The following is a 19,373-nucleotide window of genomic DNA, read 5'->3' as shown; positions in this document are numbered from 1 at the left end:
ACAAACGGAATAAATACTATGTCTGAACAAATCAACTTGCTTTTTATCTTAACGGACGATCAGGGCTATTGGGCGATGGGATGTGCGGGCAATGCGGAAATTCGCACACCGAATCTGGATCGATTGGCCTCAACCGGACTGCGCTTTGAGAATTTCTTTTGCGCGTCGCCGGTCTGCTCACCGGCTCGGGCTTCCATTTTAACGGGCCGCATTCCATCGCAACACGGAATACAGGATTTTTTGCGGGCGGGCAATTCAAATATCTACGGCGCAGATGATCGGGCTATCGAATATCTATCGGGACAAACAGCATATACAGATATCCTGTCGGAAAGGGGTTATACGTGCGGTTTAAGTGGCAAATGGCATCTGGGCTATTCGGAAAAACCGCAGAAAAGTTTTGCATTTTGGGATGTTCACGCAAGTGGCGCCGGACCGTATTACAATCCCCCGATGATTCGCGACGGCAAAGCCTATCAAACATCGGATTACGTAAGTGATCTGATTACAGATAATGCACTGGACTTTTTGGAAAATGCAAATCAACCGTTCTGTTTGAACGTCCACTACACAGCGCCACACGCACCCTGGGGGCGCGAACACCATCCGCCAGAGTTATTCGAAGATTATTATCAAAACTGTCCTTTTGAATCAACACCTGACGAACCCATGCATCCACAGCAGTTGTCAAAGACGGGATCATCGGGTTCTTTGGGATTTGCGAAAGAAGAACGCAGAGAAACACTCAGCGGCTATTTTGCCGCAATGACCGCGATGGACGCCAACGTGGGCAGATTACTGGATTGGCTGGAAGCCAATGGACTGCGAGAAAATACACTCATCGCATTTACAAGCGACAATGGAATGAACATGGGGCATCACGGGATTTACGGCAAAGGCAATGGAACATTCCCGCCGAACATGTTCGACACCTCGGTGAAAGTCCCCATGCTCTTCTCCCGTCCAGGTCACATTCCCGAAGGCAAGGTTATTTCCTCACTGCACAGCCATTACGACATCATGCCGACCTTGCTGGACTATCTCAACGTAGAAAATCCCGATTCCGACGCCCTTCCCGGACGCAGCTTTTCAGCATTGTTGGAAGGGCGCACTTTAGAAGGCGATGACCGGGTGGTTGTATTTGACGAATACGGTCCCACGCGAATGATCCGCACCGAGCAATGGAAATACATCCATCGCTATCCCTATGGTCCCCATGAACTCTACAACCTGGCAAACGACCCGGATGAACGACAAAATCTGATTGCAGAACCAAAACACCAACCCATTCGAGAATCGCTACAGGCCGATCTGGATGCGTGGTTTGTGCGCTATGCCGATCCCGAGCGGGATGGGTCGCGCGAAGCCGTGATGGGCAGAGGACAACTGGACATTGTTGGACCTGCAGCAAAGGGGCGGAAGCGGTTTGGCGATGATGTCGTTTTTGAGCGCAATAACGAACGGAGATCCTGACAATGGCCGATCTACTTGATGAAGACATTCTAAAAAAATAAAATGAGGATAACATGGCAAATAACACACTTGTAGTAGCTGCCCCCCAGGACGCTGGCATGTCAGCCGACCAACTCGAACGAGCCTTTGGCCAACTCACAGCCGCTACAGAAGCCGGACAAATCGGCGCAGCCTCACTGACGGTTACAAGGCACGGCAAGGAAGTCTTCGCCCGGGGATGCGGGCAAGAGCACCCTCGCACAGACCCGCCAGTCAATGCAAACTCAATATTTCTCCTCGCCTCAATCACCAAGCCGGTTACTGCCTGCGCGCTGATGATCCTCGTAGATCGAGGGCTGATCTCACTCAACGACCCGGCCATCGATTATCTACCCGAATACACCGGCGGCGATCGTTCCGCCGTCAAAGTGCGCCATCTGCTCTCGCACATATCCGGCATGCCCGACATGCTGCCCGAAAACACCAGCTTGCGACAGGCGCACACGCCCGTAGCTGGCTTTGTCGAACGGGCACTTCAGACACCCCTACTCTACAAACCGGGAACCGATTTTTCCTACCAGAGCATGGGCATACTGCTCGCAGCAGAAATTGTCGAACGAGTCAGCGGGCAGCGATTGCGCGACTTCGAGCGCGAGGAGATCTTCGCGCCGTTGGGAATGACGCGCAGCGCATTGGGAATGGGTGAATGGACACTTGAAGACGTGATATGGTGTGGAACGGACGCCGAAGAGGACGAAGAACAGCAGAGCTGGGGATGGAATTCCCCATATTGGCGCGACTTTGGAGCGCCGTGGGGCGGCATGCACAGCACCGGACGCGATCTGGCGATCCTCTTGCAAACCATGCTCAACGGCGGCACTTACGGCGATCAACGCATCTTCAGCCGCGCCGCAGTCGCAACAATGACGCAAGATCAAAACGGGGCACTCAATGCGCCCTGGGGAATCGGTTGGGGCGTATCCGGAGCGCGAGTGTGGGGCTTTTGGGGCGACCTGGTATCGCGGCGAACCTTCGGACACACCGGAGCGACTGGCACAGTAGCCTGGGCAGACGCCGAGCGACAGCTCAGCTGCGTCGTACTCACCAATCAGATGGTCGCTGGAGGCAGCCTCCTGCGAAGGGTTTCCAACGCAGTCGCAGCAGCGGTGGAAGAATAGTTTCCACCCATACACCATTTCAAGGAGACATCATGAATACCGCAGCAAAAACGCGACAGACCAGACGCGACCGCGAACGCATTGCCTGGTGGGAAGAAGCGCGGTTTGGCATGTTCATTCACTGGGGCGTGTATGCGATTCCCGCGGGCAAATGGAAAGGCAAAGCCATTGAGGGCATTGGGGAATGGATTATGCGCCGAGCCGAAATTCCCGCCGCGGAATACGAACGACTCGCCTCACAATTCAATCCAATAAAATTCGACGCCGATGCAGTTGCCAAACTCGCGCGAGATGCGGGTATGAAATACCTCGTTATCACGGCAAAACACCACGACGGCTTTGCCATGTATGACTCCCCTTGCAGCGACTACGACATCGTCGATGCCACGCCTTATGGCAAAGATATTATGGCAGACCTATCCAGAGCCTGCCAAAAATACGGCATTCGCCTCTGCTTCTACTATTCTCAAGATCAGGACTGGCACGACCCCAACGCCTCTGGAAATAACTGGGATTTTGACCCCGCGACAAAAGACTTCGCCTATTATCTCGAAAACAAAGCCAAACCTCAAGTGCGAGAACTACTCACGCAATACGGACCCATCGGCCTGATATGGTTCGACACCCCTGTCTCTATCTCCCTGGAACAGAGCCAATCCCTCTCCCGTCTCGTCCACGGTTTGCAACCCGACTGCCTCGTCAGCGGCCGCGTGGGCAATGGCGTGGGGGACTACGGCAGCCTGGGCGACAACCAGATCCCCACCGGTCGCCTCGAAGGCTACTGGGAGACACCCGCCACCCTCAACGATACCTGGGGCTATAAAACCGATGACCACAACTGGAAAAGCGTGAAAACACTGCTCCATCTTCTCGTTGAACTCACCAGCAAAGGCGTCAACTACCTGCTCAACATCGGGCCACGCGCCGACGGCAGTGTGCCCCAGCCCAGTGTCAATCGCCTTCGCACCATCGGCGAATGGATGAAAACCAACGGCGAAGCGATCTACGGCACCAAAGCCACGCCATATCCCTATGAATTTCCCTGGGGCGGCATCACGCAAAAAGGCAACCGTCTCTACTTGCTCTTTACCACATGGCCCGGCGAAGATTTCACCCTACTCGGCTTGCGCAACCGCGTTACAAACGCGACCTTACTCGCCGACAAAAACGCACACATCGGCGTCTCTCAAGCCCGCGATAGCGACTGCGATATCTTAACATTGCGCCTGCCCGAATGCCCCGATCCAAATGTCTCGGTCGTCGCCCTCGAACTCGATGGCACACCCGATGTCGATCAAACCGCTCTCCAGCAAACCGATGGCTCTATCACCATGATCGCCAGCATGGCGAACTTGCACACGCCCGAATCGGGAACACAGGCCCGCATTGGCGAAACCGGTGTAATTCAAGACTGGTTTGACACATCCAACTGGATCGATTGCGACTTCAAAGTCTTCAAACCCGGCACCTTTGAAATACGCGTTCACACCAGCACGCTCCGCCGCGTCCGCGAATGGACAGGTGGGCACGAAGTGCGTGTTGACATTGCGGGCAACACATTCCGCAAAACCATAACACCCGACATCTGGAGCGACAGCCCCAAAGCGCAATATTTCCCAGAAGCCGCAACCATTATCGGCCAGGTCCAACTCGACGAACCCGGCCTTTACACCATCGAAGTCCGCGCCGAATCCATCAACGAACAATCCCGCGCCGGACTATCCGTCTCAGCCATTTCTCTGACGCGCCAATAAACGAATAGGAGGATACCATGCCACTGGAAGTATGTGCCCTATCACCCGAAAAGATGGAACTGCGGGAATACGAGGTACCAAAAGTAGGAACAGGACAGATGAAAGTGCAGAGCCTGTACGCTGCGGCCAAGCACGGAACCGAGTTATCGGGGATAAAAGGTGACAGCGCGAAACGCGGACCTTATGATCCGGAACTCCAGGTATTCCCAAACACGGGCAAAGGACGGTCATCCCGGACGGGCAATATGTTTATAGGCACTGTAATCGGCGAAGGCGTAGATGGGTTCGCAGAAGGCGACACAGTGCTGAGCTATGGACCATTTAGAGAAGTCCATGTCATCTCGACAGAACGGTGCTGGAAGGTACCAGAAGGATTTTCGTGGAAGTCCGCGGTCTGTTTGGACCCGGCGGATTTTGCCATGTGTGCAATCAGAGATGGACAGGTAAGAGTCGGAGACGCCGTAGCCGTATTTGGAATGGGCGCCATCGGACTGATGGTCGTACAAATCGCCAAATTATCCGGGGCATATCCAATCATCGCGGTCGATCCATTGGAAAACCGCCAAAAAGTGGCTCAAATCTGCGGCGCCGACCTGATCCTTGACCCCACAACCTGTGATGCGGGCGTAGAAATCAAAAAAGCAACCGGGAACCGGGGGGTAGATGTGGCGATTGACTACAGCGCCAATGTACACGCCCTGCAAGCAGCCATACGCGGCGTGGCATTTGGAGGCAATGTAGTGGCCGGAGCTGCGCCAGCACCTTATGGTCCCGGGCTGGATCTCGGCGCAGAAGCGCATTACAACCGCCCCAATCTCATCTTTTCGCGGTCCTGCAGCGACCCCAACCGGGAATATCCCCGATGGAACGAAAAGCGCGTTTACGCCACCTGCTGGCGGCTGCTCACCGAGGGAAAACTGACGGGCGAACCAATTGTAACGCCCGTAGTCGCTTTTGAAGACATCGTCACAGAATATCCCAAAATCACCAGCAACCCCGAGCAAAATATCAAATTGGGGGCCTATTTTAAATAGCACTTAGCTTTTTTTACTATCTCATCAACGGACTTAGAGAAGATATGCCATGCGCTGTTCGAGAATTTTGACCCGCGAAGATAGAACCCAACACAAAACAGCCATCCGATGTGGGTGGCTGTTTTCTTTATACGTATTTGTGAATTGAACCACTATCCGCAGGCCCTGTCGCCCACTGTCCGCGTCTCGCTCTCTGGAATAGCGAAGGTTGAATGCCTTTACCCAAGGCATCCTTACCTCGGATCAGCTAAGTATTAACGCCGGTATTCGCATCCGCCGCCATTGGATCAATTTCCGAGCAGACCTATGAATGTCTCTCTATCAATTTCGACATCTTTCCGAATTTTGGACATAAGGCCAACGCCGATTGTTTCACCGCCATGAATAGGCACGACCGTACTCCGTCCGTCCGAGTGCTTCATAACCACATGACTCCCCCGTTGTCTCACAACCTCGAAACCGACTTTCCTCAGAGATCGGACTACATGGGCACCTGTTACCCTTGGCATTCTGGTCATACGGATATTCTTTGAACGCCGACCAGTTCAAGTGGACTCTGAGCGTCTTCACCCTCAACCTCAAGCCAGAGTGCAATCGCCTCCTCCATCCGTTGAAGCAACTGGTCAATTGACTTGCCCTGGGTATGACAACCAGGAAGAGCAGGAACACTCCCGACGTAATACCCGTCTTCATCCTTTTCTATTACAATAGTGTATTCAGTGCTCATAGGATTTTCCCAAAATCATAGCTTCTTACAATAATGCGCTGATTCAGTATCCTCTTCTGAACACCGCATCACGGAGGGACGTAGGTCCCACGAGTCGTCGCATTCTCCTCGGAAATAGAGTTGATCATCAGGATGTTGGTTTTGCAGGTCGCGGCATGCTTCCAGCAAATTCTCAATGCTTTTGATTTCCTTATTATCGTTCTCTCGAGCTGCCCCAGTGTTTTGGGATTCATTCATACGGCCTTTGCTTTCCACAGTTTCGCTTTCCATATCTGCGAATGCGATATATTTGTATTAATGAGCTTTGCAGAGACGAGATTTGCATCGGCAACTATCGCTTTTGTCAGGTTAGCTTCGGTGAGATTGGCAGAAAAAAGATCGGCAGTGGAAAGGTCGGCTTTGGTGAGATTCGCGAAGGACAAGTCGGCATAACGGAGTTCGGCACCGGTAAGATTGGCTTCGTAAAGAATGGCTCTGGTGAGCGTGGCACCATCCAGTTTAGCATTGATGAGATTGACCTGGAACAACGTGGAAGCATGGAGATTAGAGGATGTAAGATCAGTGCTTTGGAGGTTGGCAAAATCGAGATCGGCATTCTCAAGATTAGAACCTTCAAGTTCCGCTTCTTGGAGTTTCGCACAGCGGAGGTTGGCTCCTGAAAGGCGTGTATTGTAGAGGCTGGCTCTTTCCAAATTGGCATCGCTGAGATTAATGCCGCTCAGGTCTAGCTTGCATCTTTCTGGATTCAGATACATGCGTCGAATCTCAACCGACATATCTGCGGTAAGCCCTGCGCCATATCCAAATTCGCCGACAATATCCGCCTCTTCTAAATCCGGCACAAAATCTTCGCGCTCGCGTCTTTTGTTCCAGGCCTCAACGCCTTCGAGAAGCCATTGAATGTGTTGTGTATTCGCCATATATCTTCCTCCTCTACCCAGAATTTTATCCTTCTTCTTAATCGTGTAAGACGCATCGTAGTGTACGTGGCATACCTTTCTGGTTAATCGTTTCAGATCAATATAGCCAACATCATATCATCGTGCAAGGTCACCATTTTTTTGACAAATTTGGAGTCATTACCCGGCGCAAGGTCGAACAAACCCAAACGCCCTGACCTGCGGGTTTTCATCCTGATCATCCTTTCATCCTGTAAATCCTGATTCTGACAATGTTTTCATCCCAAAACCCGCACATCCCCTTGTCGGATGGTTATGCCCTGTGTATCGAAATAATTCAACAGCGGCACGGCAAATTTGCGCGTGGTGCCGATTAGACTGCGAAAAGTCGATACATCGATCTCCCCATTTTCTTTTAAATAATCGACCAATTGCCGCGTCACCTCTTCCATCACCTCGGGATGAAAGAGCAACGTATCTTCCAGGCGTACCAGACCGCCCATTGCCTGCATTGCCGATACCACATCTCGCACAGAACTCGCGTTGACCTGGATAGCATCGGGCAACGTCTTCAAGTCCTCGGGCGTCGTTCCCCCATCTTTTAGTACCCGCGCAATCGCATCGCGAATTTCCTCTTGTTCGGGCGTCAACGCAATTTTGTAATCGCGCAACCCAATCAGCGCGTTATCGCTTCTTAAGATACCTTCGCGAACGAGATGTTCAACACCCTGTGCAAACAAATCGTCAGACGGCGTACCCTTCACCAATGCGCGAAGCTCCTCGCGTCGCGCACCTATCCGGAGGGGATGCGCCTCGTGAAAAGCCCGCACTGCATCGCCAATCCCGTCCAGCAATTCCCGCCAGCACACCGCGTGGACATACATCGCTTTGCCCGCCTGCACATAAGAAACCACATCGCCCGAATCGACGAGCGCAGCTAACTGGCTCTCAATCCCACTCGCAGACACCGCCATCTCAGATGCGAGTTGTAGCACAGTTCGCGGTTGCAATCGCGCGGCCTTTAAGCGCGTCAACAAAACTTGTGAAGGATCATCCTGCTCCAATTCTCGCAGGGCGTCATTGACATCATCTCGAAACCGCCGATGCTTCACGGGTTGCGGATCCAGCACCACACCACCGCCCAGCGTTTGCACCGGTGAATACCGCCGGATCACAAAACGGTCTCCCCGCGCGGCAACGCCCGGCTCCTCCAGACGCAACTGCACCAGTTGCGATTCCCCCGGCAACAATGTCTCATCTTCGAGCAACACCACGCGGGCCAAAACCTCTCGCGGTCCCATAAGCAAATGCACGCGCGTGCGATTTGTCACATGCGCAGGTGCATCGGGTAACATGTGCAAACGCGCATCGATCATATACGTCGTCTCAAAATACCCCGGTTGTGCCAGAAGATCGCCCCGCGACACCTCATCGACCTCGATCCCACTTATATTAATAGCCGCGCGCGCTCCCACCTGTGCCACATCCACATCTCGCCCATGCGTTTGCACGCCGCGCACGCGCACGCCTTTGCCCGCTGGCAACAGCGACAATTCGTCCCGAACGCACACATCCCCTGAAATCACAGTACCCGTCACCACAGTTCCAAATCCCTGCACGGAAAAAGCGCGATCAACGGGCAAGCGAAAAATGCCCTGATCTGGTCGCGTCTCAACCCTTGCGACCTCCGCCTCAACCCCCGCGCGCAACGCATCAATCCCCTCGCCCGTGATCGAAGATACGGGCACAATCGGCGCATCCTCCAAAAATGTATCTGCAAACACCTCCCGCAACTCCTCTTCCACCAGCTCCAGCCACTCTTCTTCCACCAGATCGACTTTAGTCAACACCACAATACCGCGGGGCACGCCCAAAAGATTCAAAATACCCAGATGCTCACGCGTCTGCGGCATCACACCATCGTCTGCTGCCACCACAAAAAGTGCCAGATCAACCGTACACACACCCGTCACCATATTCTTGACAAAGCGCTCGTGCCCGGGCACATCGATAATGGTCACATTGTCTTTCCAATACGCAAATCCAATATCAATGGTCACGCCGCGATCGCGTTCCTCGGGCAAGGTATCGGTCTCAATACCCGTCAATGCCTTGACCAGCGCCGTCTTGCCGTGATCGATATGCCCGGCCGTTCCAATAATCACATGCGCCATCAGTCTTGCACTCCTGTACGAATCAGCGAATCAACGAATCAACGAACCCCGCCCATCCTCCCAAAATCAGTATGTACTGCCATTCGTCTATTCGTCTATTCGTCTAACCGCATCGCCCACAATACGCACCTCGTCATCTCTTATCGTACGCAAATCCAAAAATAACTGCTCATCGCGCACATAGCCTACAACGGGCGGATCATAGTGGCGCAACGCAGTGGAAAAGGACAAAATATCGCCACCGGAAATTGCGACTGCAATGCTCGGAATATTTTCCAAAGGCAGCGCACCACTGCCGGTTTGTGCCTGAGAATCGACCAGTTCACACGTAAAACCCTCAAGTTCACCAACCATCTGCAACAACCGCCGACCGCGTCTCTCAAGCATTCCCACAGACTCTGTCAACATGCGAAGTGTGGGATGTTCGCGCGCCAATGCCTCTGGATTTAAGAACAGCTTCAACGTCGCCTCCAGCGCGGCATACGTCAGCTTACCACAACGCAACGCGCGCATCAAGGGATTTTTACGAATTTGTTCTACGACATTTTGTTTCCCCACAATAATCCCACACTGCGGCCCACCGAGAACCTTGTCCCCGCTAAACATCACCACATCTACCCCTGCGGAAATACTATCGGACACCAGCGGCTCGTAGGGCAATCCGTAATCCCGCAAATTGACCAGCACACCACCGCCCAAATCGTGCGCCACAGGCACGCCGCGTTTTCGTCCCAACACCACCAGTTCTTCCAGTGCAACTTCGGCGGTAAACCCCATCACCTTGTAATTGCTCGGATGCACCGCCAGCATCACCCCCGTATTTTCCGTCAAAGCGTTTTCGTAATCGCTCAAATGGGTGCGATTGGTCGTCCCCACCTCGACGAGTTGCGCCCCACTGCGCGACATAATATCGGGAATTCGAAACGACCCCCCAATTTCAACCAATTGCCCACGCGATACAATCGCCTCTTTGCCACCGGCCAGTGTATTTAACGTCAACAAAACAGCCGCTGCATTGTTATTTGCAATCGCAGCGGCTTCGGCACCGGTCAACTCACACAACAATTTCTCCACAAGCATCGTACGCGACCCGCGTTGTCCAGTCTCCAGATCCAACTCCAGATTGCTATACGAACCGGCAATATCGGCAATATGTTTCACCGCAACATCGGACAGCGGCGCGCGTCCCAAATTGGTATGCAGAATAACCCCGGTCGCATTCACAACGCGCCTGAGATTTGGCGCAAACTGTTCTGCTAATTCCCTCTCCACATCCCCCACAATCCATTTAATCAACGCCTCACGAGACGTATTGGCCACCTCGCCATCGCGCATCATGCCTCGCACGCGGTCTATCGCCAGCCGAATCATATCGGTTAAAAAGGATGTCCCACACCGCTTTGCCAGCTTCTGTATCGCCTGTTCACTAAGCACCCGATCCACACCGGGAATAATTGAATAATCTACATTCTTTTTTAAATCACCATTCATAGCCCACCGTCCTACGGCACAATCTTAAACGCGATTTCCTTCTTCACATCGCGATCCGCCAGCAAATCCGTCACCTTGACGCGGACTTCTTGACCGCCCGGCTCGGCGTCTTTCAAGTCCAATTCGACATACGCCATATCCTCCGGTGTATCGCCCGACTGCTCATAGGAAATCACCACTTCCCGGCGCTTCTCTTGCAAGCGCAACATACGACCCAATCCGCGCAACGCGCGAATCGGCGCAAGCCCTTTTTCCTGAGCGCGAAAAGAATAATCCACGCGATACCTCGTCCGACCAAATTCATCGCGTTTCAAATTGTACACTTCAAAATAGACAAATGCATTTTGATCTGGGCGAAACGCTTTTGAAGCCATTGGAATAATTTTTAAGCCGCGCTTTTGAAACGGACCTTGCTCTTCACTCGGCCCGACAAAAAATGCGAGGGCAATATCGCTCATCAACAAGTCGTCGCGCTGCGAAAAATCTGACACAGATAGCGATTGCTGGTACACCTGTGACTTGCCCGACACCACATCGCGGATCTGAAAAGAGAGATAGTGTAGCCCTGCATCAACCTCAAACGCGAGCACACCCGGAATAAACGCCCCATCCAGCACTTGCTGGTCTGAAGGTGCCTGAAATGTCAATTGATCCTGCACGCGATAGACCTCTGACCACAGGCTATCGAACATCGCAAGGCCGCGGTCCAGCATCACCTGATCGGTTTTGTCATCAACGGGCAACCGCGCCATTTCCTCTGCCGGCAACCCATAGTAGATTTCCAGCCGCGTCGCGCCATCTTCGCCGCGAAATCCAGCGGGAAAATAATAAAAATCAACGGGAAGCTCGGCAATATCCGCATCGTAAACAGAGGGCTGATGCGCTGCTACTTGTCGCAAAACCACCTCGCTTTGATACGCCAGCAAATCCGTTGTCAAAGACAGACTCAAGCCCTCGGGCATCGGTGCAAAATCATACCTGTCCCCCTTGCCGCGACGCACAAAATCAAACTCTGTACCGCCTTCCAAATCCGCATACACCCAATACTCCCACCACGACATTGATGGCACGGGGAAAATGGGTTGTCCAGGCCTGATCCTCAGAGCAATGCGTCTGCGATTCACGTAATTTTGCCGCGCATCCTGTATCTCTCGATCCATCTCATTCTGAATATCGCCCGACTTGCTCGTGTGATCGGGTTTGCCAAACCGCACATAGACCTCGCCCCGATCATCCCACGGGAACTGTCCCTGACCGTAATACTGCCGCGCATAAGCCACGCGCCGATAATGCTCAATGAGCCGCTCATTAGCCTTTGTCAAAGGCGAGGGATCCAGGCGCAGCCAAAACCGGTCAATTAACTCTGCGCGTTTCTCTGCATCCGCATCCCCGTAAATTTCCAGATCATCGGGAAATGCCACCTGCGCCAAATCGCGATAGAGCACCTGCTCTTCTTCTGACAAATCTTTGATATATTCTTCAAACAGCGCCTGTGCCTTCGCATAATCTCGAATGGACTGCGCCTGAACCGCCTGTACCAATAGCGGATCATCAAAACCGCCCTCCTGCGCCCAAAGCGTTGTGCTCAACACACACACCATCAGAAAAACCGTCAATATCGCATGCATAACAACCACCTTGTAAAATGTGGACAGGCCGCATAAAGCAAATCTACCCTATAATACCCCGACCCGCAAAGAAAATTTCCCTCATTTATTGACAAGCACCACGCCTGCATGTATCTTTTTCACCTATTTTTAGAAAACTCAACGCGCCCAATCTAATTTCTCAGAAGGAGTAATCCATGGCAGTTGCTGTTCAAAGTGGCATTGACAAAATCGCAGACTACCTCGGCAATGACGCCGACGCCTTACTCGATTACGAAGCACTGGTAAATAAAAACTTTCTCACACTGCCCGGTCCCGACTTTATCGACCGGGTCTTTGCAGACTCCGACCGCACCATTCCCGTGCTCAACAACCTGCAACGCCTCTACGGGGCGGGGCGGCTCTCGGGCACCGGATACATTTCTATTCTCCCCATTGATCAGGGCATCGAACACTCCGGCGGCGCATCCTTTGCCCCCAACCCCATCTACTTTGATCCCGAAAACATCGTCAAACTCGCCATTGAAGGGGGCTGTAATGCCGTGGCAACCACGCTGGGCGTACTCGGGATGGTCGCCCGCCAATACGCCCACAAAATCCCCTTTATCCTCAAATTTAACCACAACCAATTGCTCACGTACCCTTCGCAATACGACCAGGTCGTATTTGGACAAGTCGAACAAGCCTGGGAAATGGGGTGTGCAGGTGTAGGCGCCACAATTTATTTTGGCTCGCCCGAATCCAACCGACAAATCGTCGAAATCAGCGAAGCATTTGCCCGCGCACACGAACTGGGCCTATTTACCGTACTGTGGTGCTATTTGCGCAACTCGGCATTTGCGACCGATGACATCGACTACCACGAAGCCGCGGACCTCACGGGACAGGCCAACCACCTCGGTGTCACCATTGGCGCAGACATCATCAAACAAAAATTGCCGACCAACAACAACGGTTACACAGCCCTGAATTTTGGACGCACCCACGACAAAGTCTATACCGAACTCTCATCTGATCACCCCATTGACCTGTGCCGCTATCAGGTCGTCAACTGTTACATGGGCAAAGCCGGACTGATCAATTCCGGAGGCGCATCCTCAGGCGCCAGTGATTACGCCGAAGCCGTGCGAACCGCTGTAATCAACAAACGCGCCGGAGGCACCGGCCTCATCTCTGGGCGCAAGGCATTTCAACGCCCCATGCACGAAGGCATCCAACTCCTCAACGACATCCAGGACGTCTATCTCTGCCCCGATGTGACCATCGCCTGATTCACACAAAAAAAAGCGGAGCTTTCGAACTATCGAAGGCTCCGTCTTTTATTAGTCCCATCAGATTCTCATTCAACCCACTTCTCACCGTCGAAAATCATTTTGTCCTTCTCGTAAATTGCACCGGTCTCTTCATCCAACTCGTACTTCATCAACTGCCCCATAGACATATGGTTAAACACCTCTTTGGGATCGCCGTATTTCTCCAGCAATTTCTCAATTGGACCTTCAAACTCATAAGTCCGGCGTTTGGGCCGTTCGCGCGCTCTGCGCTCGGATTCTTCCTTGCTCAAAATGGGCAATCGCTCGGCAGCCGGACCCAATCGACTCGCGTACTCCTGACGCCTGCGATACTGATCGTGCCGCTTTTCAACCTCGTCTTTTGCCTCTTCTCGCTCCTTGGCGCTGAGCACATCTCCATCTCGCTCTGACCACTTTTCCCGCTCCCGCTCGCGCACATCATCGCGGCCCACTTTTCGCATAATATCTCGCAGTGAATCACTCATCTCTCAAACCCTCCAAAGCCAGATAACATTAAGACAACCAGATAATCCAAAAATAACGCACCACATCCTGCTTGTCAAAAGGTAATTCCCACTTTTAAAAACATCGAGGTTGACGCGGACCCTCTTTGCATACATATTGCAGCCATACACACCATGCGAAAGGAAATACATGTCCAATTTGGAACGACTGATCAACATCATGGCGCGCTTGAGAGGACCTTCGGGTTGCCCGTGGGACAAAGAGCAAACACACCAGAGCCTGAAACCCTACCTCGTCGAAGAAGCCTATGAACTCCTCGAGGCGATTGACGACAATGACAATGACGAAATCAAAGAAGAACTGGGCGATCTCTTATTGCAAGTCGTCTTCCACGCGCAAATTGCCAGTGAAGAAAACCGATTTACCATAGACGACATAGCCGCATCTATCGCCGACAAACTCATCCGCCGCCATCCGCATGTTTTTGGCGACACACAAGCCGACACACCCGAAGAAGTCATCAAAAATTGGGAAGCCATCAAAGCCAAAGAAAAACCCGATAAAAGAGCCTCCTTACTCGACGGCGTACCGCAACATCTGCCAGCCCTATTGAAAGCCCGCAGACTCCAGGAAAAAGCCGCGCGAGTGGGATTTGAATGGGAACACATTGCGGATGTCGCTCAAAAAGTACGGGAAGAAACAGAAGAATTGATGCACGCACGAGAAACCGGCGCAATAGAAAAGATTCAGGAAGAATTTGGGGACTTGCTCTTTGCCCTGGTCAATCTCGCGCGATTTCTCAAAATATGTCCCGAAGAAGCACTCATACAAACCAACAGAAAATTTCAATCGCGCTTCCAGTACATCGAAACCGAACTGTGCAAGCAGGGCAAAACACCTGATGACGCTACACTTGAAGAAATGGACGCGCTTTGGGAAGCCGCAAAAAAAGAGAATCAGCCCCAAAAATCGTAGTGTGCAGACAACTCCAGAACGGGAATAGGAGCAGATTCCCAATCGTCAATCCAGCAAATAATGCTATCACAGGCCATGTAATCGAGATTCTCGCGCTCGAAATCACTGCTGCGCAACACCGCGTGCGCTCGAACCGGCAATTCATTACTCGACAGAATATAATTGGGAAAAGCCTCCTGGGATTTGAGCACCTCAAACCCCAATTTGTCGTAAACCCGAATAAACAACTCGCGGACATTGGTCGCATTTCGCACAGCGGGATACGTCAAAAGAGGTTCTTGCTTAACAGGAGCCAGTTGTTTTCCAATGACATCAAGCGTACTTTGGGGAACCGTAACCGACTTTGCATTTTTGCGCTCCAATTCGGCTTCGACCCGCTTGAGAGCCAATTCGGCGACCTCTTTGGAGTCGCTAATCGACTTCCGCACGCGCTTGCCCTCTTCATCGTAGTATCCGATCCACCACTTCTTTCCCCGCTGATAAAGCCACGCCATAGTGTGCTCCCGCTGCAAAACCTCAGTGTGTCTTATAGATAGCCACAAAAAACCAGAAAAACAATTTACTGCTGATATTATACAATATATTGTATATCGATCTCTAAACAAAGCACAATATATAAAACAAAATGTGGCTAATAGCCACAAAATGTCCATCAAATAATAATCTAAGCCACACTTTCAGGCAACAAAAAAGGCGGGCGATTCAAGCCTGCCTTTTTTTATTTTCGTCACAGTTAAATTTTCTCTTTTGATATATGTCAAATCTGACATATATTTCTTTTATGAGTCCTTCTGACAAACCTCTGGTATGGCTTCACGGACAAATTAAGACACCTCCATTTTCTCCAGCAGCGAGAATTGAAGCAGGTTTTCTTCTGCGTAGTCTCCAAGCTGGTGAACTGCTTTCAATGCCCCAAACCAGACCAATGCCCTCTATTGGAAGGCATTGTTACGAAAAGAATCATTGATATTTGTAAAAGACGGCTACAACACTACGATTCGATAGGATGACCCATGAATACAAAAAAGAAAAAACTTCTCGAGGCTGCCGGATGGCGTGTGGGTTCAACAGACGATTTTCTGGATCTGACCGACGAAGAAGCCGCTTACATTGATCTCAAAATCACGTTGAGCAAGAAAGTGCGTCAATGCCGTGAGCGAGAAAATTTGACCCAAACACAACTGGCCAAATGTCTCAAATCCAGTCAATCTCGTGTTGCCAAAATCGAAGCGGGCGATCCCTCTGTTTCTGTAGATCTATTGATTCGATCCCTCTTCGCGCTTGGGGTCACCAAATCCGATCTCGCCAAAATGCTCGTATCGCAATAGACCGGTCACCCAGGACCGATTCACTGGCCTGCCTGAAAAAGGCTCTGGGGGAAATCGAGGCAGCGGGATTATCAATTGCCCTGCCGCATCCGATCTTGAAAATAGCAGCGTGGAGAAAATCAGCATGTATAACATCCTAATTCATAGCGATACGCCCCTTTCTGGTGATAGAACTTGTACCATTTCGACATTGGCCTGATGTTTGCCTGACTGTTGTACTGCGTAAAATAAACTCACCCCATCAGACTCAAGGCTTGCAGATCTGAAATATCCTTCCTGATACCATCACCTGCTATTCAACGCGGTTTGATGCCACTCCACTACGTTCTTAGTCACACGATCATGTTTTCCCCACCAATAGCAATCTGCAACACACATAGTAATGTCCAGGTTCTCATCGTCTATAAATCCGTGAATTTCCAACGTGTGAAACGCCTTCGAAGACACCGGCGCGGTATATACGGGCACCCAGAAGTCGTCGGTCCGCCTGCGAACGTACGTGGTTTGCTCACAATTGTAAACATTGGCGTGATCTGTATAGGTTATCACTGCAACCGTGAATCTGGAAGACTCGAAGCACTGGACATCAAGGCTGGATGTAGTGTCCCATTGGGTAAAGGGCTCAATGCGTGATATTTGGGAAAGCAGTGAAGAAAAGGTATCTATTTCAATGCGCCTTTGACCTCTGTCATTGTCCGGGTAGAAACGGGGTATGTCAAGAACGACTTCATCCAGCGTGGTAAAATATGCGCCTTTGGCAACACGGCCACCGCACTGACACGGCAGGAAGTGACCGCCCCACTGCCACGATGATTCGCCCTCCGAACAATGGAACGTCGGCACGCCTCCCTCAGACCAGGCGACGGTTTTCTGGATTATTCGCTTATTGGGATCGAAGTAAACAACTGAGGCCGTTCCGGGGTTGGAAGCACCGCCGTCCCAAGAGTGCATGACAATCTTCAACAAGCCGGTTTCGGGATCGAGACACGCCCCTTCTATTTCATTCTTATAAGAGCCTCTCAAGACATCGATAAGGGCCTCATCATGGTAGAACTCAAGTCGCTGACTTCCATACATAAAGACGCCAAGCGGCCAACCGTTCTCCTTGTTAGCGTAAGAGCCAATTTCATAAGGTGCATACTCTGAAGGCACCGCCCTGATCTTGATCCGATCTGCTTTCTGGCTTTGGAAGAAGGGTCCGGTAACGGTGAATTCGGAGTATCGGACAGGCGGCCCCCTGTCGACCGAGATGTCACTTACACCGATTGGCTGTGGGGCCGCACGCGTCGCCCGTGGTTTCGGACACAACTGTTTGACCGCATTGTATGCGGTCGTAAAGCCACGCAGGGAAAAGCCGCCAACGGAGGTTCTATCGGAGTCGTTCCAGATGACCATCTCGCTCTTCGCGGCTTCGCCCGCTTTCATTTGGTTCACCACACTTGTATGATCAACGTTCACCCAGACCCCAGGACTCACCCCATAAACCAGCGTCGAGTTGATCATTACGTAATAGTCATTGTCGGAAAATTCCGATGTTGGCGTTACTCGGATCATGTCAGAAGACCCGCTGAGTGAACGGCTGGTCACCTGGAGGCGCACGTCACCGAGTCCGTTTTCCACCTCTCGTGGTGAGATCAGCTTCGTCTGGGCGTAGCAGACGCGTAAATCGCCGTCCTGAAGACGGTGGACGGACCAATCGTCGTAGATGCCGAACGGCTCTCGCGATTCCTGAGCGGTCAGTGGCGACACCACCACAGCCACTAAAAGGGCAAGCGTAGTGAGTAAAACAGCAGTAAAGGGACCAAACATGCCTACCTCCAAAGGTTGGGAGTGTCTCAGTTTGAAATTTTTTGCGGTTGAACTTAGGATAAAGTTGATGAAAGCATAGCACGCAATGAAGAGATTGAAAATGGTGGCCACCACCAGGGCGTACCGTGTTTACTTCCATCACCGTTTGTCATGGGACCACCATTCATGTTTCGCTCTTTGAAAAACCGGCCCAAAAGCCTGGTGCGCTTTCACACACTCGAAGATCTTCTGGGGATCGCGGTGGTCTCCTGTGCAAATTAGCCCGCGGCTTGTGTGCCACGCACCAGCGCAACATCAATTGTTAATCGCCTCTCGCGCTGCTTCCAAGAAAGTCTTATAGTCCTTTTGACCGACAAATTTGCGGACGATTACGCCTTTGGCGTCAATGAACACCGAGGTGGGAATGACCGAGACATTATAGGTCCGAGCTACCTCATTATCCGGATCGAGAATAAAAGTCCAGGTATATCCGCGATTCTGGACAAATTCTCGCACAGTGTCAGCCGGTTCGTCATCAATACCCACAATCAGGATCGAATCGCCCAGAGCCCGTTGAAGCTTTTGTATATCACGCATTTCAGCGTTAACGGGAGTGGAGTTACCCCGCTTCGGTGGAGAGTTTAGGGCTTGTGTATTAAGCCTGTTCTTGATGCAGTTTTTCATAAGCTATCGGCGCGTGATAGGCGATGGAAGAATGCCTGCGATGCGGATTATACCATCCTTCAATGTAGGAGAAGATAGCCAAGCGGGCTTCCTTATGTGTACGGAAGGATCGGCGATCGATCAGTTCACACTCCAAGGTGGCGAAGAAGCTCTCGCACAAGGCGTTGTCATAGCAGTCACCGGCAGCCCCCATTGAGGGACGCACGCCAGCTTCACGGCAACGCTTTCCAAATGCTATCGAGGTATATTGCGCTCCCTGATCAGAGTGATGGATCACGTCTTCGGGACGGCGCTGGTAAAGGGCCATGTTCAAAGCCGACAAGACCAACTCACTTTGCAGGTGTGTTGCCATAGCCCAGCCTACGACACGACGGGAGAAGGCATCTACGACAACACTGAGATACAAAAACCCAGACCAGGTAGGTACATAGGTGATGTCAGCCACCCAGAGTTTATTGACTGTTGCAACCGTAAAGTCTCGCTTTACCAGATCGGGAGCCTTATCAGACTGTTGCGCCTTAACAG

General features: G+C 51.8%; 19 protein-coding genes and 1 pseudogene. 8 read left to right on the top strand and 12 right to left on the bottom strand.

The features are described from left to right. Window positions 1–18 precede the first annotated feature (18 nt). From OXH16_16355 to OXH16_16340, 4 genes are all read left to right on the top strand, one after another. On the top strand, window positions 19–1,473 hold the full coding sequence (locus OXH16_16355) for a sulfatase-like hydrolase/transferase (GenBank protein ID MCY3682970.1): 1,455 nt from the start codon (window positions 19–21) through the stop codon (window positions 1,471–1,473). A gap of 53 nt (window positions 1,474–1,526) precedes the next feature. Continuing rightward, window positions 1,527–2,630 (top strand): serine hydrolase, encoded by a 1,104-nt coding sequence (locus tag OXH16_16350; protein ID MCY3682969.1) that lies wholly within the window; start codon window positions 1,527–1,529, stop codon window positions 2,628–2,630. A 32-nt stretch (window positions 2,631–2,662) separates the two neighbouring features. Continuing rightward, window positions 2,663–4,384, top strand: coding sequence for an alpha-L-fucosidase (locus OXH16_16345; protein MCY3682968.1), 1,722 nt, complete (start codon window positions 2,663–2,665; stop codon window positions 4,382–4,384). A gap of 494 nt (window positions 4,385–4,878) precedes the next feature. Continuing rightward, window positions 4,879–5,418, top strand: a complete 540-nt coding sequence (locus OXH16_16340; protein MCY3682967.1) for a zinc-binding dehydrogenase — start codon at window positions 4,879–4,881, stop codon at window positions 5,416–5,418. Window positions 5,419–5,451: 33 nt separating this feature from the next. Here the strand turns inward: OXH16_16340 and OXH16_16335 are convergent, their stop codons facing one another. The 7 genes from OXH16_16335 to OXH16_16305 all read right to left on the bottom strand — a co-directional run bounded on the left by OXH16_16335 (window position 5,452) and on the right by OXH16_16305 (window position 12,337). After that, window positions 5,452–5,649: a hypothetical protein gene (locus tag OXH16_16335; GenBank protein ID MCY3682966.1), complete on the bottom strand. Its 198-nt coding sequence runs from the start codon at window positions 5,647–5,649 to the stop codon at window positions 5,452–5,454. Between the two features lie 56 nt (window positions 5,650–5,705). After that, on the bottom strand, window positions 5,706–5,936 hold the full coding sequence (locus OXH16_16330) for a type II toxin-antitoxin system HicA family toxin (protein MCY3682965.1): 231 nt from the start codon (window positions 5,934–5,936) through the stop codon (window positions 5,706–5,708). Continuing rightward, window positions 5,933–6,145, bottom strand: a complete 213-nt coding sequence (locus OXH16_16325; protein MCY3682964.1) for a type II toxin-antitoxin system HicB family antitoxin — start codon at window positions 6,143–6,145, stop codon at window positions 5,933–5,935. Before OXH16_16325 ends, OXH16_16330 begins: the two co-directional genes overlap by 4 nt. A 233-nt stretch (window positions 6,146–6,378) precedes the next feature. Further along, a complete protein-coding gene (locus OXH16_16320; protein MCY3682963.1) occupies window positions 6,379–7,065 on the bottom strand; it encodes a pentapeptide repeat-containing protein in 687 nt (228 codons plus the stop codon). A gap of 257 nt (window positions 7,066–7,322) precedes the next feature. After that, window positions 7,323–9,218, bottom strand: a complete 1,896-nt coding sequence (gene selB, locus OXH16_16315; GenBank protein MCY3682962.1) for a selenocysteine-specific translation elongation factor — start codon at window positions 9,216–9,218, stop codon at window positions 7,323–7,325. Window positions 9,219–9,305: 87 nt separating this feature from the next. Then, on the bottom strand, window positions 9,306–10,709 hold the full coding sequence (selA, locus tag OXH16_16310; GenBank protein ID MCY3682961.1) for an L-seryl-tRNA(Sec) selenium transferase: 1,404 nt from the start codon (window positions 10,707–10,709) through the stop codon (window positions 9,306–9,308). An 11-nt stretch (window positions 10,710–10,720) separates the two neighbouring features. Then, window positions 10,721–12,337, bottom strand: coding sequence for a GWxTD domain-containing protein (locus OXH16_16305; protein ID MCY3682960.1), 1,617 nt, complete (start codon window positions 12,335–12,337; stop codon window positions 10,721–10,723). Window positions 12,338–12,513: 176 nt separating this feature from the next. Between OXH16_16305 and OXH16_16300 the strand changes: the two genes are divergently transcribed. Continuing rightward, a complete protein-coding gene (locus OXH16_16300; GenBank protein ID MCY3682959.1) occupies window positions 12,514–13,587 on the top strand; it encodes a class I fructose-bisphosphate aldolase in 1,074 nt (357 codons plus the stop codon). Window positions 13,588–13,655: 68 nt separating this feature from the next. Here the strand turns inward: OXH16_16300 and OXH16_16295 are convergent, their stop codons facing one another. Beyond that, window positions 13,656–14,093 carry a hypothetical protein gene (locus OXH16_16295; protein ID MCY3682958.1) on the bottom strand — a complete coding sequence of 146 codons (438 nt, stop codon included), beginning with the start codon at window positions 14,091–14,093 and terminating at the stop codon, window positions 13,656–13,658. 169 nt (window positions 14,094–14,262) lie between these two features. On the opposite strand from OXH16_16295, the gene mazG reads away from it, so the two are divergent. Then, window positions 14,263–15,048: a nucleoside triphosphate pyrophosphohydrolase gene (mazG, locus tag OXH16_16290; GenBank protein ID MCY3682957.1), complete on the top strand. Its 786-nt coding sequence runs from the start codon at window positions 14,263–14,265 to the stop codon at window positions 15,046–15,048. On the opposite strand, the gene OXH16_16285 is transcribed toward mazG, so the two are convergent. Next, window positions 15,030–15,542 carry a hypothetical protein gene (locus OXH16_16285; protein MCY3682956.1) on the bottom strand — a complete coding sequence of 171 codons (513 nt, stop codon included), beginning with the start codon at window positions 15,540–15,542 and terminating at the stop codon, window positions 15,030–15,032. The two genes, mazG and OXH16_16285, sit on opposite strands and share 19 nt — an antisense overlap. A 287-nt stretch (window positions 15,543–15,829) precedes the next feature. Here OXH16_16285 and OXH16_16280 point away from each other — a divergent pair. Both OXH16_16280 and OXH16_16275 read left to right on the top strand, forming a co-directional pair. After that, window positions 15,830–15,997 (top strand): annotated as a pseudogene (locus tag OXH16_16280) (type II toxin-antitoxin system RelE/ParE family toxin). A 64-nt stretch (window positions 15,998–16,061) separates the two neighbouring features. Further along, window positions 16,062–16,376, top strand: coding sequence for a helix-turn-helix transcriptional regulator (locus OXH16_16275; protein ID MCY3682955.1), 315 nt, complete (start codon window positions 16,062–16,064; stop codon window positions 16,374–16,376). A 285-nt stretch (window positions 16,377–16,661) separates the two neighbouring features. Here OXH16_16275 and OXH16_16270 read toward each other — a convergent pair whose 3' ends face one another. The 3 genes from OXH16_16270 to OXH16_16260 all read right to left on the bottom strand — a co-directional run. Continuing rightward, complete coding sequence (locus OXH16_16270) at window positions 16,662–18,185, bottom strand: hypothetical protein (protein MCY3682954.1); 1,524 nt, start codon at window positions 18,183–18,185, stop codon at window positions 16,662–16,664. A gap of 294 nt (window positions 18,186–18,479) precedes the next feature. Continuing rightward, a complete protein-coding gene (locus OXH16_16265) occupies window positions 18,480–18,848 on the bottom strand; it encodes a TlpA disulfide reductase family protein (GenBank protein ID MCY3682953.1) in 369 nt (122 codons plus the stop codon). Next, window positions 18,820–19,373, bottom strand: a 554-nt coding sequence (locus OXH16_16260; GenBank protein MCY3682952.1) for an IS3 family transposase, incomplete at its 5' end; no start/stop codon positions are given. The genes OXH16_16265 and OXH16_16260, both read right to left, overlap by 29 nt.

Source organism: Gemmatimonadota bacterium (genome assembly GCA_026705765.1).
Classification (GTDB): domain Bacteria; phylum Latescibacterota; class UBA2968; order UBA2968; family UBA2968; genus VXRD01.
Note: the sequence above shows the minus strand (reverse complement) of the source record. Positions and strands in the feature narration are given on the sequence as shown.

Bases quoted from the DNA above. Each gene is read 5' to 3' on its own strand.
- OXH16_16355 (MCY3682970.1), top strand. From the start codon at position 19: ATGTCTGAACAAATCAACTTGCTTTTTATCTTAACGGACGATCAGGGC.
- OXH16_16350 (MCY3682969.1), top strand. From the start codon at position 1,527: ATGGCAAATAACACACTTGTAGTAGCTGCCCCCCAGGACGCTGGCATG.
- OXH16_16345 (MCY3682968.1), top strand. From the start codon at position 2,663: ATGAATACCGCAGCAAAAACGCGACAGACCAGACGCGACCGCGAACGC.
- OXH16_16340 (MCY3682967.1), top strand. From the start codon at position 4,879: ATGGTCGTACAAATCGCCAAATTATCCGGGGCATATCCAATCATCGCG.
- OXH16_16335 (MCY3682966.1), bottom strand. From the start codon at position 5,649: ATGCCTTGGGTAAAGGCATTCAACCTTCGCTATTCCAGAGAGCGAGAC.
- OXH16_16330 (MCY3682965.1), bottom strand. From the start codon at position 5,936: ATGACCAGAATGCCAAGGGTAACAGGTGCCCATGTAGTCCGATCTCTG.
- OXH16_16325 (MCY3682964.1), bottom strand. From the start codon at position 6,145: ATGAGCACTGAATACACTATTGTAATAGAAAAGGATGAAGACGGGTAT.
- OXH16_16320 (MCY3682963.1), bottom strand. From the start codon at position 7,065: ATGGCGAATACACAACACATTCAATGGCTTCTCGAAGGCGTTGAGGCC.
- selB (MCY3682962.1), bottom strand. From the start codon at position 9,218: ATGGCGCATGTGATTATTGGAACGGCCGGGCATATCGATCACGGCAAG.
- selA (MCY3682961.1), bottom strand. From the start codon at position 10,709: ATGAATGGTGATTTAAAAAAGAATGTAGATTATTCAATTATTCCCGGT.
- OXH16_16305 (MCY3682960.1), bottom strand. From the start codon at position 12,337: ATGCATGCGATATTGACGGTTTTTCTGATGGTGTGTGTGTTGAGCACA.
- OXH16_16300 (MCY3682959.1), top strand. From the start codon at position 12,514: ATGGCAGTTGCTGTTCAAAGTGGCATTGACAAAATCGCAGACTACCTC.
- OXH16_16295 (MCY3682958.1), bottom strand. From the start codon at position 14,093: ATGAGTGATTCACTGCGAGATATTATGCGAAAAGTGGGCCGCGATGAT.
- mazG (MCY3682957.1), top strand. From the start codon at position 14,263: ATGTCCAATTTGGAACGACTGATCAACATCATGGCGCGCTTGAGAGGA.
- OXH16_16285 (MCY3682956.1), bottom strand. From the start codon at position 15,542: ATGGCGTGGCTTTATCAGCGGGGAAAGAAGTGGTGGATCGGATACTAC.
- OXH16_16275 (MCY3682955.1), top strand. From the start codon at position 16,062: ATGAATACAAAAAAGAAAAAACTTCTCGAGGCTGCCGGATGGCGTGTG.
- OXH16_16270 (MCY3682954.1), bottom strand. From the start codon at position 18,185: ATGTTTGGTCCCTTTACTGCTGTTTTACTCACTACGCTTGCCCTTTTA.
- OXH16_16265 (MCY3682953.1), bottom strand. From the start codon at position 18,848: ATGAAAAACTGCATCAAGAACAGGCTTAATACACAAGCCCTAAACTCT.